This window comes from Bacillus cereus group sp. MS39 (assembly GCF_040448665.1).
Classification (GTDB): Bacteria; Bacillota; Bacilli; order Bacillales; family Bacillaceae_G; genus Bacillus_A; species Bacillus_A wiedmannii.
In genome coordinates, this window is record NZ_CP123058.1 from 2,263,188 (window position 1) to 2,279,255 (window position 16,068).

The following is a 16,068-nucleotide window of genomic DNA, read 5'->3' on the forward strand; positions in this document are numbered from 1 at the left end:
TTCATAGCTAGTAATTTATAGAAAGGTAGGCATGCTAAAGAAGCCTATTAAAACGTGATTTTTTCGCTAGACAACTTGAATAAGGGGTCTATTTTTAATTATTCGTAATCTAACATAATCAAATTTTATTTTACAGTAACAATAAAACAAAATTATTGACCGCGTGGTACAAAAAGGGTATTCTATTCATGTTATCTTTAAAATGAGAGGAGGATACGGGTGAATAAACGCGGCAGACCTCGAGAGTTTGATTATTCCTCAATTGTAGATGTTGCAATGAAAACATTTTGGTTAAGAGGATATGAAGGGTGTTCTACACAAGATTTATGCAGTGATACAGGACTTGGAAAAGGAAGTTTATACAATACTTTCGGTAGTAAACATGAACTGTATAAACAAGTATTAGAACGCTACCATGAAATTGGGATTAAGGAACAAAGGAAATTGTTACATACTCCAATTCCAGTTAAAGAACGATTAAGTAATTTTTTTGAATGGGCATTGAAAGAAGACTTTCAGAATGTTGATCAAAAAGGATGTTTATTGATTAATGCCAGTATAGAACGTGCTAAAAACGATTTAATGGTACAAGAAATTTTCTCGAAGCATGTTGAACTTCTTAAACAAGCTATTGTAACAGTGATGGAGGAAGGATTGCAAACAGGTGAAATTTCAAAGAAGCAATCAGCTGAGGAATTAGCTAGTCTGCTTTTAAGCAGTTATTACGGATTCCGTGTTCTTAATGTATCGATGCAAAATCGGGTGTTGTCTGAACAAGTTATCAAAGGAACAATAGAGTCTATTTGTGGCGCTTAGTGCGCTCTTTTTTCGCACTATTTTTGTACCAATCATTACAATAATGAATAAGGAGTGTTTTTATGCCATCGATTATTTATTTATTAGCTTTAGCAATCTTTTGTATGACTACATCAGAATTTATGGTTGCAGGTATGATGAATGAACTTGCTCTTGCATTCCAGGTTTCTGTATCATCTATTGGGTATTTAATTTCAGCTTATGCAGGAGCAATGGTAATAGGAGGCCCCATTTTAACTGCAATCCTCTTACGAATGCGCAGCAAACAAGCATTATTGTTTTTAATGTTCGTATTTTTAATTGGTCAATCGCTCGGAGCTATTGCTTGGAACTATGATATTATGATGATTTCACGTATTATAACTGGTATTGCTTCAGCTTCAGCTTTTGGAGTTGCGATTTCCTTTTCTGCGACATTGGTTCACTCTGATTCAAGGGGAAAAGCTGCATCAATTGTACTTGCAGGTTTAATGTTCGCAACTGTATTAGGTTTACCTATAACAACCGTTATTTCCCAATCTTTTGGCTGGCGTATTAGTTTTGGGGCTGTTTCTGTTCTTGTGCTAGTATCAGGGCTTATGATTCAACGGTTGTTACCATCATCTTCAAATAAAGAGCAATTAAATTGGAAAGACGAACTTCTGCGATTTAAGAATATTCATCTTTGGGCAGCGTACGTAACAAGTATGTTCATTATTGGTGGTACGTTTGCAGCATTTAGTTATTTCACTCCGATCTTTACAAATGTCACAGGCTTTTCAAGTGCAAGTATTCCATATTTACTTGCTCTCTATGGTAGTGCGACGGTAATTGGAAATATAATAATCGGCAAGTTTGCTGATAAATTTACAATGAAAATACTTATGGGTGGATTAATTATATTAATCATAGCGTTGTCTGTATTTGCTTTAAGTGCAGAGAATAAATACATTGCAGTGATTTCTACAATTTTTATTGGTTTAACTGGTGTAGCATTGAATCCAGCTATGGTTGCGAGGGTGATGAAAACAGCTAGTAATGGAATAATGATAAATACCGTTCATAGTTCTTTTATTACGCTAGGTATTGTTATTGGTTCGTCACTAGGTGGTCTTGGAATCAGTAAAGGATATGGTTTTGTATCTCCGCTATGGATTGGAGCTTGCTTAGCTATCCTTGGGGTAATTTCATTATTCCCATATTTACATAAAGGAAAGGCAGATTAAGATGTTTAAAATTTCTTTATATGGGGGAGCACCACATTACTAGCTTGGTAGTACCACACATCCATCAACTTAAAGGACTATTTTTGAACTTGATTTTTATGAAATATGCACCCGGAAATTTATAGTAATAATTCTAATGTTACCTCTCTAGTTAGTAGGATATTTTTTCTTAATATATGCATACTAAACATACTATAAAAAGTACATAGAAAGTGAGAGAATCATGGCTAAATTTTTGAGGCGTTTAAAATATAGAGATAATCCTAAGTCATTTCCAATACTAGACAATACTCATTTTCAGGAAAAAAATATTGAAGATGCCCTCTTAGACGCTGATTTAACCAAAAACATAGCTGATATTCAGAATATATTTCGTCAAGCGCCTGATTTAGTAATTCGGCGGTTTCAAATAACAGTAGATGGATTAGAAGCAGCTTTAGTATATTTGTCTGGATTAACAGATAAAGAATTGATTCAGAATCATGTCCTAAGTCCTTTGATGAATAGTGATTTTGATACCAATACAGAACTTCCAATTCCATTAGGACAAATTAAAATTATTAATACATTGAGTCAGATTGAAAATGCTATTTATGGGGGAGATAGTGTTTTATTAATCCACAGTCGAACAACAGCACATCAATTGGATACAAAAGGATGGCCACAAAGAAGTGTTGAAGATGCACATAACGAAATAGCTCTAAAGGGTACACATCAAGCATTCATAGAAACTGGAAGTCAAAATATCGCAATGATTCGAAGATATATTCCTCATCGTGAATTAGCGATAAAAGAAATAGTAATTGGTGTACGAAGCAAAACCAAAATTTCTATTTTATATTTGAAAGATGTAGCTTCTGAAGATGTGCTGAAGGAATTAGAAACACGAATTCAAAATATTACAATCGACGCTGTGACTAGTAATGGCGAACTTATAGAATTCATTGAAGATCACCCTTACTCGCCGTTTCCGCAATTTATATTAACTGAAAGACCTGATTTGGCTGTATCTCACATTTTACAGGGCAGATTTGTAACTGTAATGGATCATTCACCTAATGTATTAATTACTCCAACAAATTTTATTTCCTTTTTTCAAGGAGTTGATGATTACGGTACAAGGTGGTTAGTTGCTTCGTCTATTCGGTTGCTTCGTTTTATCGCCTTTATGGTTGCTTTATTTCTGCCGGCGAGTTATGTTGCGTTTATTGCCTTTAATTTTGAAGTTATTCCTGTAGAGCTATATTTATCTATTGCTGAATCAAGAACGCGTGTACCCTTTTCTCCAGTTATGGAAGCATTACTTATGGAAATAACATTGGAAACGATGAGAGAAGGGGCTTTACGGATACCTACTCCGATTGGTCAGACAGTTGGAATTGTAGGTGGTATTGTCATTGGTCAGGCGGCTGTTCAGGCGGGAATTGTAAGCAATATTATGATTATTGTTGTCGCTGTTACCGCCATCTCTTCTTTTGTTATTCCTAACTATGATATGGGAGCGGCAGTAAGACTTTTACGTTTTCCAATGATGCTAGCAGCTGCCTTATTTGGAATTGTAGGACTTGTTATCGGGTGGATGACTTTAATTGGGCATCTAAGTAGTCTTAAATCGCTAGGTACTTCTTACGGAACACCATTAGCACCCTTTCGTTTTGCAGATATGAAAGATGCTTTTGTACGCTTTCCTTTATGGACAATAAGAAGGCGTCCTAAGGGGAATGGAACCATTCAATCTATTCGACAAGGAAAGAATCGTAATAAAAGGTGAAATTATGAAAAAGTATGCTTATAATGAAATCTCTCTTATGCAGTATATTGTTTTAATCAATGGAATGCAGGTGGCCACTGGCGTTTTATCGCTTCCCCGTGTGCTTGCAGAAAAAGCCGGAACAGATGGATGGATAGCTATATTGATTGGTTGGATATTCTCCACAATATCAGGTGTATTTATAGTCAAAACTGCTGCAAGATATCCCGAGGACACGATTTATGACATTCTTATACGAGTGTTTGGAAAAATAGTAGGGAGAGCATTCGTTGTTATTTACATGATGTACTTCTCTTTTTATTCTTGTGTAGTTCTTGTGAACGCTATGCTTTATCTTAAGGGATGGCTTCTTCCAAAAACGCCTGACTATCTCGTTATCTTTTTGTTTTCGATTCCTACCTTTCTTGTCGCACGTAACGGCCCTCGTATTATAGGGCGGTACTCCGAACTTACTTTTTATACGATGCTTTGGATTCCGTTATTTTTCTTGATACCTCTTAAAGAGAACGGAAGTTGGATGCCATTCTTTCCGCTCTTAAAAGATGGGTGGAAACCTATATTTACAGCTGTACCGACCACTATTTTTGCTTATTTAGGATTTGATATTGCGTTCTTTTTATATCCCTTTTTACAAAAAAAACAGTATGCAGTCCATGGAATGGTTATTGCAAATACTTTAACGATGTTATTTTATTTATTTGCTACTTTTGTTTGCTTTGCCTATTTTAGCCCTGATAGCATTACGCAATTTAACCAACCAGTACTAAATTTACTTAAAGTAATTGAGTTTCGTTTTTTAGAACGTTTTGACATGATTTTATTGGCTCTTTACTTACCCGTTGTTTCCACAGCATGGATTCCCACCATATATTGCGCTGTATTTTGTTCAAGCCAATTACTTGGAAAACAAGACCATAGCTCTCATGTAGTAATTCTCTTATTGCTCATTATCGGATTCATATTTTGGACTCATCCTAGTTGGAATGAAGCCGAAATTTGGCAACAGGTATTATCGAATGCTGGATTAGGATTAACCTATATATTACCTATCATTTTATGGCTGTACTGCTGTCTATATGAGAAGTTTCGCCAGGGGAGGATACATTGAAAAGAAAAGTACTGTGTTGTATTTTGTTATCGGTATTCATGATGACTGGATGCTTTGATCAAACAAATGTTGAAGACGTTTCTCTTACTCTTGTTCTTGGTATTGATTTAGATCGTAATGATAATTTATTAGTGTATATATCAAGCCCTGTTTTTAATAAAGAAGCAAAAGTAAAAGAAGAAACTACTGTTGTAAAATCTGCTACGGTTCGAAAATCTAGAGACCAATTTGATGCTACTGTTATGGCACTTACCTCGGGAAGCAAAACACAGGTTATTTTAGTTGGAAAACGGTTACTGAAACAAAAAAATTGGATGAAATATCTCGATCCATTTTACCGAGATCCCAAAAATACAGTTACCACAAGGGTTGTTGCTGTAGATGGACCTGTTTCAGACGTCATCTATTATAATCCAAATGATAAGCCGCGTCTTCCTCTATATTTAACAAAACTAGTTGATACCGCCTCTTTAAGAAATATAACAGTAAAAACAAATCTTCAAGAACTACATGAACAAATAGCAGACAAAGGGTTAACAGCAAATATGACTGAGATGAAAAAAACGAAAAAAATATTTGTGACAGGTACAGCTTTGCTAGATGAAAAAGGACGGTATAAACTAACACTAAAATACGATGAAAATAAATTATTACGCATTCTGCAACAAAGAACTACAGGCGATTTTCCATTTACAATTGCAATTAAACTAAAGTCGAATAGCCAGGATAAAGATTGGATAAGTTTTACTGCATATAATATTAAAGTAAAGACAAAGGTAAGATATGATAATAAGTTTATATTTAATACAGATATAAAGATGAGGGTTGGCATTACAGAACGGCTTTTTTCGTTCAATACAAGAAAGGATGCAGCAAAATTACAAAAGGCGATCGAAACTAAGCTGGAAGCTGATTTCAAACAATTAATAAAGAAAATACAAACTGCCAATATTGATCCTATTGGGCTTGGGAGATATGCAAGAACTTACACATATCCAGAATGGAAAAAAGTCCAAAATAAATGGAATAACGAATTAGCAAAAGGCGATGTCAACGTCAAGGTTAACATTAAAATTTCCGGAATGGGTACGATTAAGTAACATGAATTCAACTGTGATTCGTACTAAGATTGCAAGTACTGTCTACTTTAGAAGGAGAAATGTCTTTAATAGGAGTACCGTCACATCGCTATGAACCTTAAATTTTATAGTACCCCCAGAACGAAATTTTGTGTTAACTTGTAACAAAAACGCTCATTTTTTCGTCTTGGGGTAATTCTGAATTCTTAAGGTGATGGCGATGGGGTATTGCCCCTACCTATCAACTTAAAAATTTTATAACACCTCAAGCTAAAAATTTCGTGTATTTTTGACAGAAGGCAGCTTATTTTTCGTTTTGGGGGTATTTGCATTTCTTAGCTTGATGGTGATGTGACGGTACCCCAATCGTAATTTATATGAAAAGAACTCCTCAACAGATGAAAGAGTTCTTTTTTATTTTCACATTCATCTTTCATTGATCAATAGACATTCCAACAAATACCTCTAAAAAGAACATAAATTCGTAAATGATCAGAACAAACTTTCAAAAGATCCTTACGCAATCTATTACCATGCGTACTACTCAATAGGAAAAAATGCCTGCCACTCCCTGGGAAATGTCGAATCTGCAAAATTCATTCAACATTTCCAGGATGATGACAATGGATTATTTTTATAATTCTATTTTCTGGTCACCACGTTTCTCTAGGTCTTTAGCAGTTTTACTTTGGGCAACATCTTTTTGGTCTTTAAAGGTTCCCATGAGAAAATCATAGGCTGGATTCGTAACACCATACCAGTAATTTTCATTTTTGAAGTGATGCCATAAATGAACTTTTTTCATCCATCGCCCCCATGGTGATATTGGTTGAAGGGGGCGATGCGCGATATAATGCTTCCACTCATAAAATAATAAAAAGAGCATAATACCTGCAATAAATGCGTTTGTCATGACAAAGCTGGATGAAAGAAAATAAAAAATCGCTCCTGAAATTGCAATGTTTGGCACACTATACCATAAGGGTAAAAATAATAAATGTAATTCATTCGGATTTGTATGATGGTCATAATGTAGGCGCTTAAGCGTTTTTAATAAAAATGCATTCTTTGGTGGCTTTAGATGAAAAATAAACCTGTGAGTAGCGTACTCAGCTAAGGAATACATAATCATTCCCAAAATAAAAGCACCCCAAATTCCGATAGAGGTTAAATGTAAAATCATAAATCCAAAGCTAGTGAGGAAAAGACAGCTCATAATCAAAATATCAGGATAGGAAAAATATTCTTTAAAATATTTTAGTTTCATTTTTCACGCCTCCAGCTTTCTTTATTTTTTTCTATCTTTCCAAAGAGCCAAGCTTTTCTCCAATGTTGTCTTACACAATCTTTCTGCTTCAATCGCATCTCCCTTTAATGCAGCTTTTAATAAATCGTGATAATAGTGGAAGGATAACTCACGATGATCTTTTACAGAAAAATACCTTTTTGCCATATCTACATAAATGGAATCAAAGCTATTTAAAATGAGTAGAAAGATTGGATTGGCAGCAAGCCCAGCACACCTTTTTTGCAAATCCCAATCAAATGCTGCATAGCTTTCTGCACTATCTTCAAGTTGCTCAAGATTAGCAAGGAGAGCAACCACTTTAGGTTGATTAAACGTAACAGCATTACGAATATAAGTCGGAGTCAACGAACTTCTAAATTCTAATAAATACATAATAAATTCATCTGTAATGGTATGATGATTCTCAACAATATTAATAAGTGTCGTTAGATTACCATTGCTCCAATAATCATTAATAATCGATGGCATTCCTTTTCTCCCTGTTATCCATCCACTTCTTCCTAAACGTTGAAGCGCCTCACGAATAGTTGGGCGACCAACACCAAATTCTTTCGCAAGCTCTCTTTCTGGCGGTAAAGTGCTTCCTATAGAATAAACACCGGCCAATATGGATTTAATTAATTCGTTCACAATTTTATCTGAGGTGCGTTCCTTTTCTTTCAAGTCATCGTCTCCTTTATTTTATGGTAATACATGTTGAAGACATTGGTAATACCAAAATTATATAATGAATTTGAATTTTCCGTCAATTATAAAGGAGTAAATTTTTATAATTAGGATTGTCGAACTTTCTATATATTTCTATGAAAAGAATAGTTTATTTTCATTGCTTTCGCGCTCAATTTCTTTAATTTTAAGAAAATTCATTTATCAATTCGCTATTTTAGAACAAGGAAAAAACCATCACTATAGAACCAGGAGAAGATCCATTTTATTTATGATTAATGACAATGACAAGATAGAGAATTATGAACTGGAAGGAATATAAAGGGGATGAAAATAATTGTTCCTGCAAAAGGAAAGGACAATGCCTATCAAGTTGTAATTATTGAGGATGTTTTAAATAAAGCTGAATTAGAAAAGATTATACTTTCCATGCTAAATCAAAAAATAGGGTTCTTAAGATACTTATCTTAAGAACCCTATTTTTTGAAAAGAACTTCTAAATTGGACTGAGGAAATTTAGGAATCCTAAAATAACTAAGATCTAATTAACCATAGAAATATAAAATTCCCATTTTGGGCGTACTTCAGAATATTAGCTTGATAGCGATGGGGGAGCACCCCATCACCATCAAGCTAATACTTTCATATCCCCCTAAATTAAAATTTTCTTTCTCTACAGATAGCTATTCTGAGAAGCCGCTCATTTTTTCGTTTTGGGGGCATTTCTTTTTCTTAAGTTGATGGGCATGTATGGTGACCCCTATTAGACGATAGTGAATTAACAATTTCGGGGTTCAGTTCAACTTTATTCAAAATAAGATTTTTTTGCAGTAAAATCAATGTTAGTGGAACTTTTTTAATCAAACTTTTTTCTAAATTAACATAAATACTTGCAATATTTAAATTAGTACTATATAGTTCTAGTTATGACAAAGGTAAAATTAATGAATCAAAAACGTGTGATTGAAGTAGCTGCAACATTATTTTTAGAAAAAGGGTTTGCTTATACAAGTATGGATGAATTAGTACGTGTAAGCAAAGTTTCAAAGTCTAATGTGTATTATCATTTTTCTAATAAGGAAGTATTATTAGAAGGGGTCGTTGATTATTGGATTGAAATGTATCAATCTGCAATTGATGACGTACTTTCTCAGAACCAATTTTTAGTTGAAGATCGTATCCAACTGTTTTTAAAGCAATTATCACAAGGAGTTCAGTCGAGAGAGTATAAGGGGAGCTGTCCATTTATCACTCTTTATATTCAAAGTCCTAAACAGGCCACGCAAATAAAAGAAAAAATAGGTCTTTTTTTTATAGGATTACAAAAGAAAGTTTCTCTATTACTTAAACAAGGGGTAGAGAATGGAGAATTCAGAAATACGATTAATATTGATGAGGTTGCATCACTTTTTATTACAAATCTTGAAGGAGCGTTATTTATTTCAGAAACATTGAAAGATGCAACTGTAATCACGAAAACAGCAGATCATTTTTTAAAATTGCTTCGATAAAAGAAGCATTTTTTTTACATTAAATTAGTACTGATTAGTACTAAAAAGGAGATCTTATATGAGAACAGTATTTTTAATTGGTGGAACAGGCTTTATTGGAAAGCAATTAGTGAAAGAATTAGCCAAAGAGGATGTTAAAATTCTTCTTTTAGTGAGGTCGAAAAGTAAAGCAATACGCCTTTTTCAAGAAAGAGGCATCTTAAAAAAGGAAGTTATGCACTTTATTGAAGGTGATTTGACGAAAATAGATTTAGGTCTAAGTGCTGAAGATAAGGAGAGGGTATTGAAAACGGATGTGATTATTCACGCAGGAGGCCCCATGGATATTCAAGCGGCAAGTAAAGAGGCAGCTTCCGTATTTTTAAATGGCGCAAAACATATTAGTGAATTAGCTAAAAGTATTTATCAATTGAAGGGCTTGCAACAATTTATTCATGTTGTAGGTTATATGAGTCCCTTTGATGATAAAAATAGCAAGATTGCAATTGATGTGTTTAAAGAAGGAAACAATTATTTGAAAATAAAAAATCCATATGAGAGAACAAAATTTTTAGCAGATCTTTATATCCGTCACCAGGCATCAGCAGTAGGTTATCCGCTTTCTGTAATTAATCCGCCAACTGTAGTCGGTAGTAGTAAAACAGGGAGTACAGAGCAGATAGCAGGATTAGGTTTGCTTGTGATGAGTATGCGAAGAGGGCTCATGCCAGTGATTCCTGGAGGTAAGGGATATAGGTTACCACTTATTTCAAACGATGAGCTTGCGAAGTTTATTGTGCAGGTTTTCAAATTGGAGCAACCGACTATTCAAACATATACACTTGTTGAAGACAAACAGCACGATCCGAACATTGCTGAATTATTAAGTATTATGTCGGAAAGTATGAATATGAGGGCACCAAAACTCTCTGTCCCAATGCCACTTATGAAAGCAATTATGAATAGTGGAGTAAGTAAAATAACAAAAATTCCTTCTGATGGACTGAATTTTATTACAAAACGAAAATTTTCAAATGTTTCAGCGGAAAAAATTATGGGAGGAGATTGGTTTAAGAAGACGAGTGTAATGAAATTTTTCCCTGCCGTAGTAGCTGATCTGGATTATCGAATGATGTATCAAAATGGCCAGCATAATCATTTATTTAAACGAACATTATGCGATAACACTACCCTTTACCAATTACAAGGAGAGGGTAAACCGTTTATTTTATTACATGGTTTATTGAGTGATGGAGAGGATTTATTTCCTTTAGCACAAGAACTTCATGAAAAAACTGGTCAACCTGTATGGATCTTGGATCTTCCAGGTTTGGGACGTTCTCCTTTTAAACGAGAGAAAAATCTTCTAGATATCTATTTGAATGTAGTGAAAAAGTTATTGGAGAAAGCTACTAATGGTGCACATCTAATTGGCCATTCATTCGGTGCGTTTATTCTTCTGGAAGCATTGGTACAAGAGTACATAGATAAGAAGTATTCAATCACTTTACTTCAGCCACCTGTTGTTAAAAAAAATGCTAAATCGCTAAATGTTCCTCAATTTATGAACAAATGGACATTAAAATTGGCAACTACTAATCTGATAGGGCGTTATTTATTAAGTAATGGTTTGTTTGAAAGTACGGAGAGCATCCCTGAACATTATATTGAAAAAATAAGTAACAGTTTTACTTCTCCTAGAATTTTAAATACTACGGTTCAGCTTAACAGTTTACTACTGAAAAACGATCAAGTTGATTTCAATGAAGTAACAAAGTATAATCTTCACATTATTTGGGGGGATTATGACAGAGGCTATTCTGCTCCATCGCATCTTGGTAAGGTTGATTTTGTTCCATATGGCCATCATTTTCCTCTTAGCCATCCGAGTGAAACGGCAACATTAGTAATAAAAAATAGTAATACTAGCAGATGAGAGTGTGGGATAAATAAAAAGTGTGTAATAAGATCGTTGTGTCTTTGAAATAAAATCGTACTGTTTGGGGTCCCTGCCCATACCTATCAAGCTATACTTCTGAAATATCCCCAAAACGAAAATTTTATCCTTTCATAGTTGTCCATAGGATCTTAGGTCGATTTTCATTTTTGAGAAGAATACATTTCTCAAATTGATGGCAATATGGGGGGGGGAATAATGTTACGATGTTTATAAAAAAGTAGTTAGACTAGTGTGTTTTACTCCGGTTCATTTCAAAATATAACTGAAAATCCATCTTTAAATTAAAAAAGAAGGTGTTACCTTTATATATTAATAACTTCGAAATATTGTATAACAGATAATTTTTATGCATTATTGATTAGCATTGCTTATTGTGCTAACGAATCAGGATAGTGTGGCGACCGACAAACTAAATAGTTGCTTATCCTCAATTATTAGAAGGAAAGTTCTATCATTTCGAGAATTTATTAGACATAGACGAGTGCTATAATTTTCTATATCTACATATAAGAGGTGACTACGCATGAATCAAAGACCGTCAGAAGAAGAATACGCTGGGAACTCCGGCGAATATATCCGTTTGGTACCAGACGGTAACATCATCGATATTCTGCTCGCCCAGGAAAAGCAAATGACCGAGCTCCTGGCATCGTTGACCGAAAGCCAGTACGCGTATCGGTATGCGGAAGGAAAATGGACGCTGAAAGAAGTCGTGGGCCACATTGCAGACTCGGAACGCGTCATGACCTACCGCCTGCTCCGGTTCGCAAGAGGGGACCAGACGTCTCTGACTGGTTTTGATCAGGAATTGTTCATGCCTCCTTTCGGAAGTTGGACAACCGAGCAATTGGCCGAAGACTACCGGGCCGTACGGCAATCAACGATCACATTGCTGCGCGGGCTACCGGCGGAGGCATGGACCCGCAAGGGCACAGCCAACAACCTAAGCATTACGGCGCGCGCCCTCGCGTACGGCATCGCAGGACACGAACTTCATCACATGGGGGTCATCCGAAACCGGTACTTGAGTTAATCGTCGGCTGAGGCTTTTGGAATGGAACTAACACCACTCATACAACCTTAGATACCGTTCTTATTAGGGTCCCGCCCTACAACCATCAACTTAAGGATTTAGACTATTTTTGAAATAAAAAGCACGTTACTATTCTCTTATGTTAATGAGAAAGGGTGACGTGCTTTTTATGAATATGCACCAAAAACAAGAGTTATATCGATTTTTCTCATTTTGGGGTATTTATTTTTCTTAGATTGAGGGTGACGGGGCACTACTCTATAATGATCAAATTAAAATTTAAAACAGTTATAGAGACTCCATTCCTTCGAAATATTGTAACTATTAAGTTGTAAAAAGAACCATAGTTTTTCATTTTTGAAAAGGCTATGGGCTTTTTTAGTTGTAGCAAAGATAGGATGCGAGGAAGTTTTTTTGATAAATCAAAAAAACTTGATGAACTAGTTGCATATAGAACTCATCTGCGTATATACTATAAATATCAAAAAAAATTGATGAAGGGAGAGTGAACTACAGTGGCACAAGATTTTCAGCTCTATGAGAAAAAGTTTAAAGCGCTGGCGGATCAGAAGCGTCTAGAAATCATGTATGAACTTTGCCAGCGAGGCCAGACTTGTGTATGTGATTTAACAGAGATTTTTGAAATGACGCAATCTAAGTTGTCATATCATTTAAAGATTTTATTAGATGCAGGTTTAATTGTAAAAGAAACAAAAGGTACGTGGAGTTATTATGATTTAAATGATGCGGAAGTAAATAATTTATTATCAGAAGAATTATGTTGTATCTTTAGAAAAACAGGAAAAGGTAGCTGTTGTTAAAATTTTGCACTATTAATCAAAAAAACTTGATTAATAACATATAAAGAGGAGGAATAAGCTATGAGATATGTTCATGTTGGTATAAATGTTACGGATTTAGAGAAGTCTATCGAATTCTACGAAAAGGTATTTGGTGTGTCACCAGTTAAGGTGAAAGTGGATTATGCAAAATTTTTATTAGAGACGCCAGGACTTAACTTTACGCTGAACGTACGAGATGAAGTGAATGGAAATCAGGTAAATCATTTTGGTTTCCAAGTGGATACAGCTGAAGAAATTACATTACATAAAGAACGATTAGAAAAAGAAGGTTTCTTTGCACGTGATGAGATGGATACGACTTGTTGCTATGCGGTTCAAGATAAGTTTTGGGTAACAGATCCTGATGGGAACGAGTGGGAATTCTTTTATACAAAAGCACATAGTGATGTTCATAAAATAGAAGAGGCATCTTGTTGCACGACTTCTAACGTAGTAGAACAAAATTCTTGTTGTTAATAGGAGATGGAAAATAAAATGAAACGTTTATCTTTTCTAGATCGATATTTAACGCTATGGATTTTTCTAGCTATGGCTGTTGGGATTGGTTTAGGGTTTGTGTTTCCTAGTGTAGTAGACGGACTGAATACATTACAAGTTGGAACGACGTCCATCCCGCTCGCTGTTGGTTTAATTGTCATGATGTATCCACCATTAGCGAAAGTTCGTTACGAGGAAATGGGCCGAGTATTTAAAGACGTAAAAGTATTGGTTTTATCTTTAGTACAAAACTGGATTATTGGTCCTGTACTTATGTTTGTTTTAGCAATTATTTTTCTTCCAGATAAGCCAGAATACATGGTCGGGCTCATTATGATTGGTTTAGCACGTTGTATTGCAATGGTAATTGTTTGGAACGATCTTGCAGATGGGGATAAAGAGTATGCAGCAGGTTTAGTAGCTTTTAACTCAGTATTCCAAATGTTATTCTTCTCCGTTTATGCATACGTGTTTGTAACAGTCATTCCAGAATGGTTAGGGATTGAAGGGGCTATTGTCGATATTACAATGATAGAAGTAGCGAAATCAGTATTTATCTATTTGGGAATTCCTTTTATAGCAGGTATGTTAACACGCTTTGTACTCGTTAAGTTAAAAGGAAGACAGTGGTATGAAAAGGTATTTATACCGAAGATTAGTCCACTGACATTACTTGCATTATTATTTACAATCATCGTTATGTTCTCTTTAAAAGGGGAAATGATTGTTAGCGTACCATTAGATGTAGTAAGAATAGCGATTCCATTATTAATCTATTTTATTGTAATGTTTTTTGTTTCTTTCTTTATGGGAAGAAAAATTGGTGCAAACTATCCAGTGACTACAACGTTAGCATTTACAGCAGGTAGTAATAACTTTGAATTAGCAATTGCTGTAGCAGTTGGTGTGTTTGGTATTCATTCGGGTGCAGCATTTGCAGCTGTTATCGGGCCGTTAGTTGAAGTACCTGTAATGATTGCACTTGTAAACGTTGCTTTTTGGTTTAAGCGTAAATATTTTAATGATCAACCAGTATAATTTAAAAATAAAGGCGGAAAACAACATGAAAAACAAAAAGACAATCTATTTCTTATGCACAGGAAATTCATGCCGAAGCCAAATGGCAGAAGCATGGGGCAAACAATATGTAGGCGATAAGTGGAATGTATATTCTGCAGGAATCGAAGCGCACGGAGTAAATCCAAATGCTATTAAAGCAATGAATGAAGTAAATATCGACATAACGAATCAAACATCAGATATAATTGATGCAAATATTTTAAATAACGCTGATTTAGTCGTTACCCTTTGTAGTCATGCGGATTCTGTTTGTCCTTCGACACCTTCGCACGTAAATCGTGTTCACTGGGGATTTGATGACCCGGCAGGAAAAGAATGGTCTGAATTTCAACGTGTTCGCGATGAAATTGGGGAACGTATAAAACGATTTTCTGAAACAGGGGAGTAAATAAAGGGAAGAGCCAATCTACTATTTTGTTGGAGATTGGCTCTTTTTTTACTACACATATTTACTATTGGGGATTAGTTGAAAAAGAGATAATATTTTGTAAAATGACAAAGTTAAGATAAGAAATTTTGAAGAATGGTGAGGCGTTACTGATAACAAATACTAAATCAGTCAGTTTAGAAAAAATGATGGTTTAATCTATTCAAAAGAAAAATAAAAGTTATTTTTTGAAAAGCTGAATGATTTTTTGAGAATTATCCTCACGTAAATCATATCCTTTAACGTGCGTTTCATCACTTGCCTTTGCTATTACGATGCCATCGTCAGATTCTATCCAAACAAAGAATTCTTGAATAGAATTATCTTCATAAGTAACCTTCATTTTTGAATGCATATAGTTTTTGGCATCTTGATCTAGAAGGAGTGTTTTTTTCTCTGCGCTTTCCATACTTGTAAAAATTGTTTTCATATTTTCATTATTTATGACGTTGTAAACACCTTTTGAATTTACGCGACTAATTTCAAGTTTTTTCACTTGTTTTTGTTCAAACATAACTTTTTCAGATACAGTTTCTCCTTGCGCTGTTTTGGATACTTCTTTATTTAAAGCCTTCGTTTCATTTGTATCACTTGTGCAGCCAACTAATCCGATGAAAAATAAAGCTCCAATTAAACCGGATTTTAAGTTTTTCAATAATAGGCCTCCCATCTACTATTTTCTATAATTCTATTTCATATTTGTAATATCCTAGGTATGCTTAATTAAGTGAAATAAATTTTGTTATGGGAAGCGTAATGAATTACATGTACCCTAATTTTTTGT

16 protein-coding genes are annotated in these 16,068 nt (G+C 34.7%); 13 read left to right on the forward strand and 3 right to left on the reverse strand.

Annotated features, from left to right (window positions below; translation table 11 throughout):
• Positions 1-219 precede the first annotated feature (219 nt).
• The 5 genes from QEP67_RS11910 to QEP67_RS11930 all read left to right on the forward strand — a co-directional run bounded on the left by QEP67_RS11910 (position 220) and on the right by QEP67_RS11930 (position 6,000).
• Positions 220-816, forward strand: coding sequence for a TetR/AcrR family transcriptional regulator (locus tag QEP67_RS11910; RefSeq protein WP_001042189.1), 597 nt, complete (start codon positions 220-222; stop codon positions 814-816).
• Positions 817-878: 62 nt separating this feature from the next.
• Positions 879-2,021: an MFS transporter gene (locus tag QEP67_RS11915; RefSeq protein ID WP_001139235.1), complete on the forward strand. Its 1,143-nt coding sequence runs from the start codon at positions 879-881 to the stop codon at positions 2,019-2,021.
• Positions 2,022-2,244: 223 nt separating this feature from the next.
• Positions 2,245-3,792: a spore germination protein gene (locus tag QEP67_RS11920; RefSeq protein WP_353706586.1), complete on the forward strand. Its 1,548-nt coding sequence runs from the start codon at positions 2,245-2,247 to the stop codon at positions 3,790-3,792.
• A gap of 4 nt (positions 3,793-3,796) precedes the next feature.
• Positions 3,797-4,900: an endospore germination permease gene (locus QEP67_RS11925; RefSeq protein WP_033658833.1), complete on the forward strand. Its 1,104-nt coding sequence runs from the start codon at positions 3,797-3,799 to the stop codon at positions 4,898-4,900.
• Positions 4,897-6,000, forward strand: a complete 1,104-nt coding sequence (locus tag QEP67_RS11930) for a Ger(x)C family spore germination protein (protein WP_000824428.1) — start codon at positions 4,897-4,899, stop codon at positions 5,998-6,000. The genes QEP67_RS11925 and QEP67_RS11930 overlap by 4 nt, the downstream gene beginning before the upstream one ends.
• A 613-nt stretch (positions 6,001-6,613) precedes the next feature.
• Here the strand turns inward: QEP67_RS11930 and QEP67_RS11935 are convergent.
• Positions 6,614-7,246: a sterol desaturase family protein gene (locus QEP67_RS11935; RefSeq protein WP_000770119.1), complete on the reverse strand. Its 633-nt coding sequence runs from the start codon at positions 7,244-7,246 to the stop codon at positions 6,614-6,616.
• Between the two features lie 21 nt (positions 7,247-7,267).
• Entirely contained in the window at positions 7,268-7,951 is a 684-nt protein-coding gene (locus QEP67_RS11940) for a GntR family transcriptional regulator (protein WP_000659654.1), read from the reverse strand.
• Positions 7,952-8,281: 330 nt separating this feature from the next.
• Here QEP67_RS11940 and QEP67_RS11945 point away from each other — a divergent pair, with 330 nt between their 5' ends.
• The 8 genes from QEP67_RS11945 (at position 8,282) to arsC (ending at position 15,245) form a co-directional block, all read left to right on the forward strand.
• Entirely contained in the window at positions 8,282-8,425 is a 144-nt protein-coding gene (locus QEP67_RS11945) for a hypothetical protein (RefSeq protein WP_002108101.1), read from the forward strand.
• A 473-nt stretch (positions 8,426-8,898) separates the two neighbouring features.
• Positions 8,899-9,465: a TetR/AcrR family transcriptional regulator gene (locus QEP67_RS11950; RefSeq protein WP_001072317.1), complete on the forward strand. Its 567-nt coding sequence runs from the start codon at positions 8,899-8,901 to the stop codon at positions 9,463-9,465.
• 58 nt (positions 9,466-9,523) lie between these two features.
• The gene (locus QEP67_RS11955; RefSeq protein ID WP_064459993.1) at positions 9,524-11,380 is read left to right on the forward strand and encodes an alpha/beta fold hydrolase; all 1,857 of its coding nucleotides are present in this window, start codon (positions 9,524-9,526) and stop codon (positions 11,378-11,380) included.
• Positions 11,381-11,927: 547 nt separating this feature from the next.
• A complete protein-coding gene (locus QEP67_RS11960) occupies positions 11,928-12,437 on the forward strand; it encodes a DinB family protein (protein ID WP_001076301.1) in 510 nt (169 codons plus the stop codon).
• Positions 12,438-12,952: 515 nt separating this feature from the next.
• Positions 12,953-13,258 carry an arsenical resistance operon transcriptional regulator ArsR gene (gene arsR, locus QEP67_RS11965; RefSeq protein ID WP_000046014.1) on the forward strand — a complete coding sequence of 102 codons (306 nt, stop codon included), beginning with the start codon at positions 12,953-12,955 and terminating at the stop codon, positions 13,256-13,258.
• Positions 13,259-13,318: 60 nt separating this feature from the next.
• Positions 13,319-13,756: an ArsI/CadI family heavy metal resistance metalloenzyme gene (locus tag QEP67_RS11970; protein WP_001270996.1), complete on the forward strand. Its 438-nt coding sequence runs from the start codon at positions 13,319-13,321 to the stop codon at positions 13,754-13,756.
• Positions 13,757-13,774: 18 nt separating this feature from the next.
• The gene (gene arsB / locus QEP67_RS11975; protein WP_000826571.1) at positions 13,775-14,815 is read left to right on the forward strand and encodes an ACR3 family arsenite efflux transporter; all 1,041 of its coding nucleotides are present in this window, start codon (positions 13,775-13,777) and stop codon (positions 14,813-14,815) included.
• 25 nt (positions 14,816-14,840) lie between these two features.
• Positions 14,841-15,245 carry an arsenate reductase (thioredoxin) gene (arsC, locus tag QEP67_RS11980; protein ID WP_000791429.1) on the forward strand — a complete coding sequence of 135 codons (405 nt, stop codon included), beginning with the start codon at positions 14,841-14,843 and terminating at the stop codon, positions 15,243-15,245.
• A 220-nt stretch (positions 15,246-15,465) separates the two neighbouring features.
• Here the strand turns inward: arsC and QEP67_RS11985 are convergent, their stop codons facing one another.
• The gene (locus tag QEP67_RS11985; protein WP_064459992.1) at positions 15,466-15,939 is read right to left on the reverse strand and encodes a hypothetical protein; all 474 of its coding nucleotides are present in this window, start codon (positions 15,937-15,939) and stop codon (positions 15,466-15,468) included.
• Between the last annotated feature and the right edge of the window lie 129 nt (positions 15,940-16,068).

Bases quoted from the DNA above. Each gene is read 5' to 3' on its own strand.
- QEP67_RS11925 (WP_033658833.1), top strand. From the start codon at position 3,797: ATGAAAAAGTATGCTTATAATGAAATCTCTCTTATGCAGTATATTGTT.
- QEP67_RS11960 (WP_001076301.1), top strand. From the start codon at position 11,928: ATGAATCAAAGACCGTCAGAAGAAGAATACGCTGGGAACTCCGGCGAA.
- QEP67_RS11955 (WP_064459993.1), top strand. From the start codon at position 9,524: ATGAGAACAGTATTTTTAATTGGTGGAACAGGCTTTATTGGAAAGCAA.
- QEP67_RS11935 (WP_000770119.1), bottom strand. From the start codon at position 7,246: ATGAAACTAAAATATTTTAAAGAATATTTTTCCTATCCTGATATTTTG.
- QEP67_RS11945 (WP_002108101.1), top strand. From the start codon at position 8,282: ATGAAAATAATTGTTCCTGCAAAAGGAAAGGACAATGCCTATCAAGTT.
- arsC (WP_000791429.1), top strand. From the start codon at position 14,841: ATGAAAAACAAAAAGACAATCTATTTCTTATGCACAGGAAATTCATGC.
- QEP67_RS11950 (WP_001072317.1), top strand. From the start codon at position 8,899: ATGAATCAAAAACGTGTGATTGAAGTAGCTGCAACATTATTTTTAGAA.
- QEP67_RS11920 (WP_353706586.1), top strand. From the start codon at position 2,245: ATGGCTAAATTTTTGAGGCGTTTAAAATATAGAGATAATCCTAAGTCA.
- QEP67_RS11915 (WP_001139235.1), top strand. From the start codon at position 879: ATGCCATCGATTATTTATTTATTAGCTTTAGCAATCTTTTGTATGACT.
- arsB (WP_000826571.1), top strand. From the start codon at position 13,775: ATGAAACGTTTATCTTTTCTAGATCGATATTTAACGCTATGGATTTTT.
- QEP67_RS11970 (WP_001270996.1), top strand. From the start codon at position 13,319: ATGAGATATGTTCATGTTGGTATAAATGTTACGGATTTAGAGAAGTCT.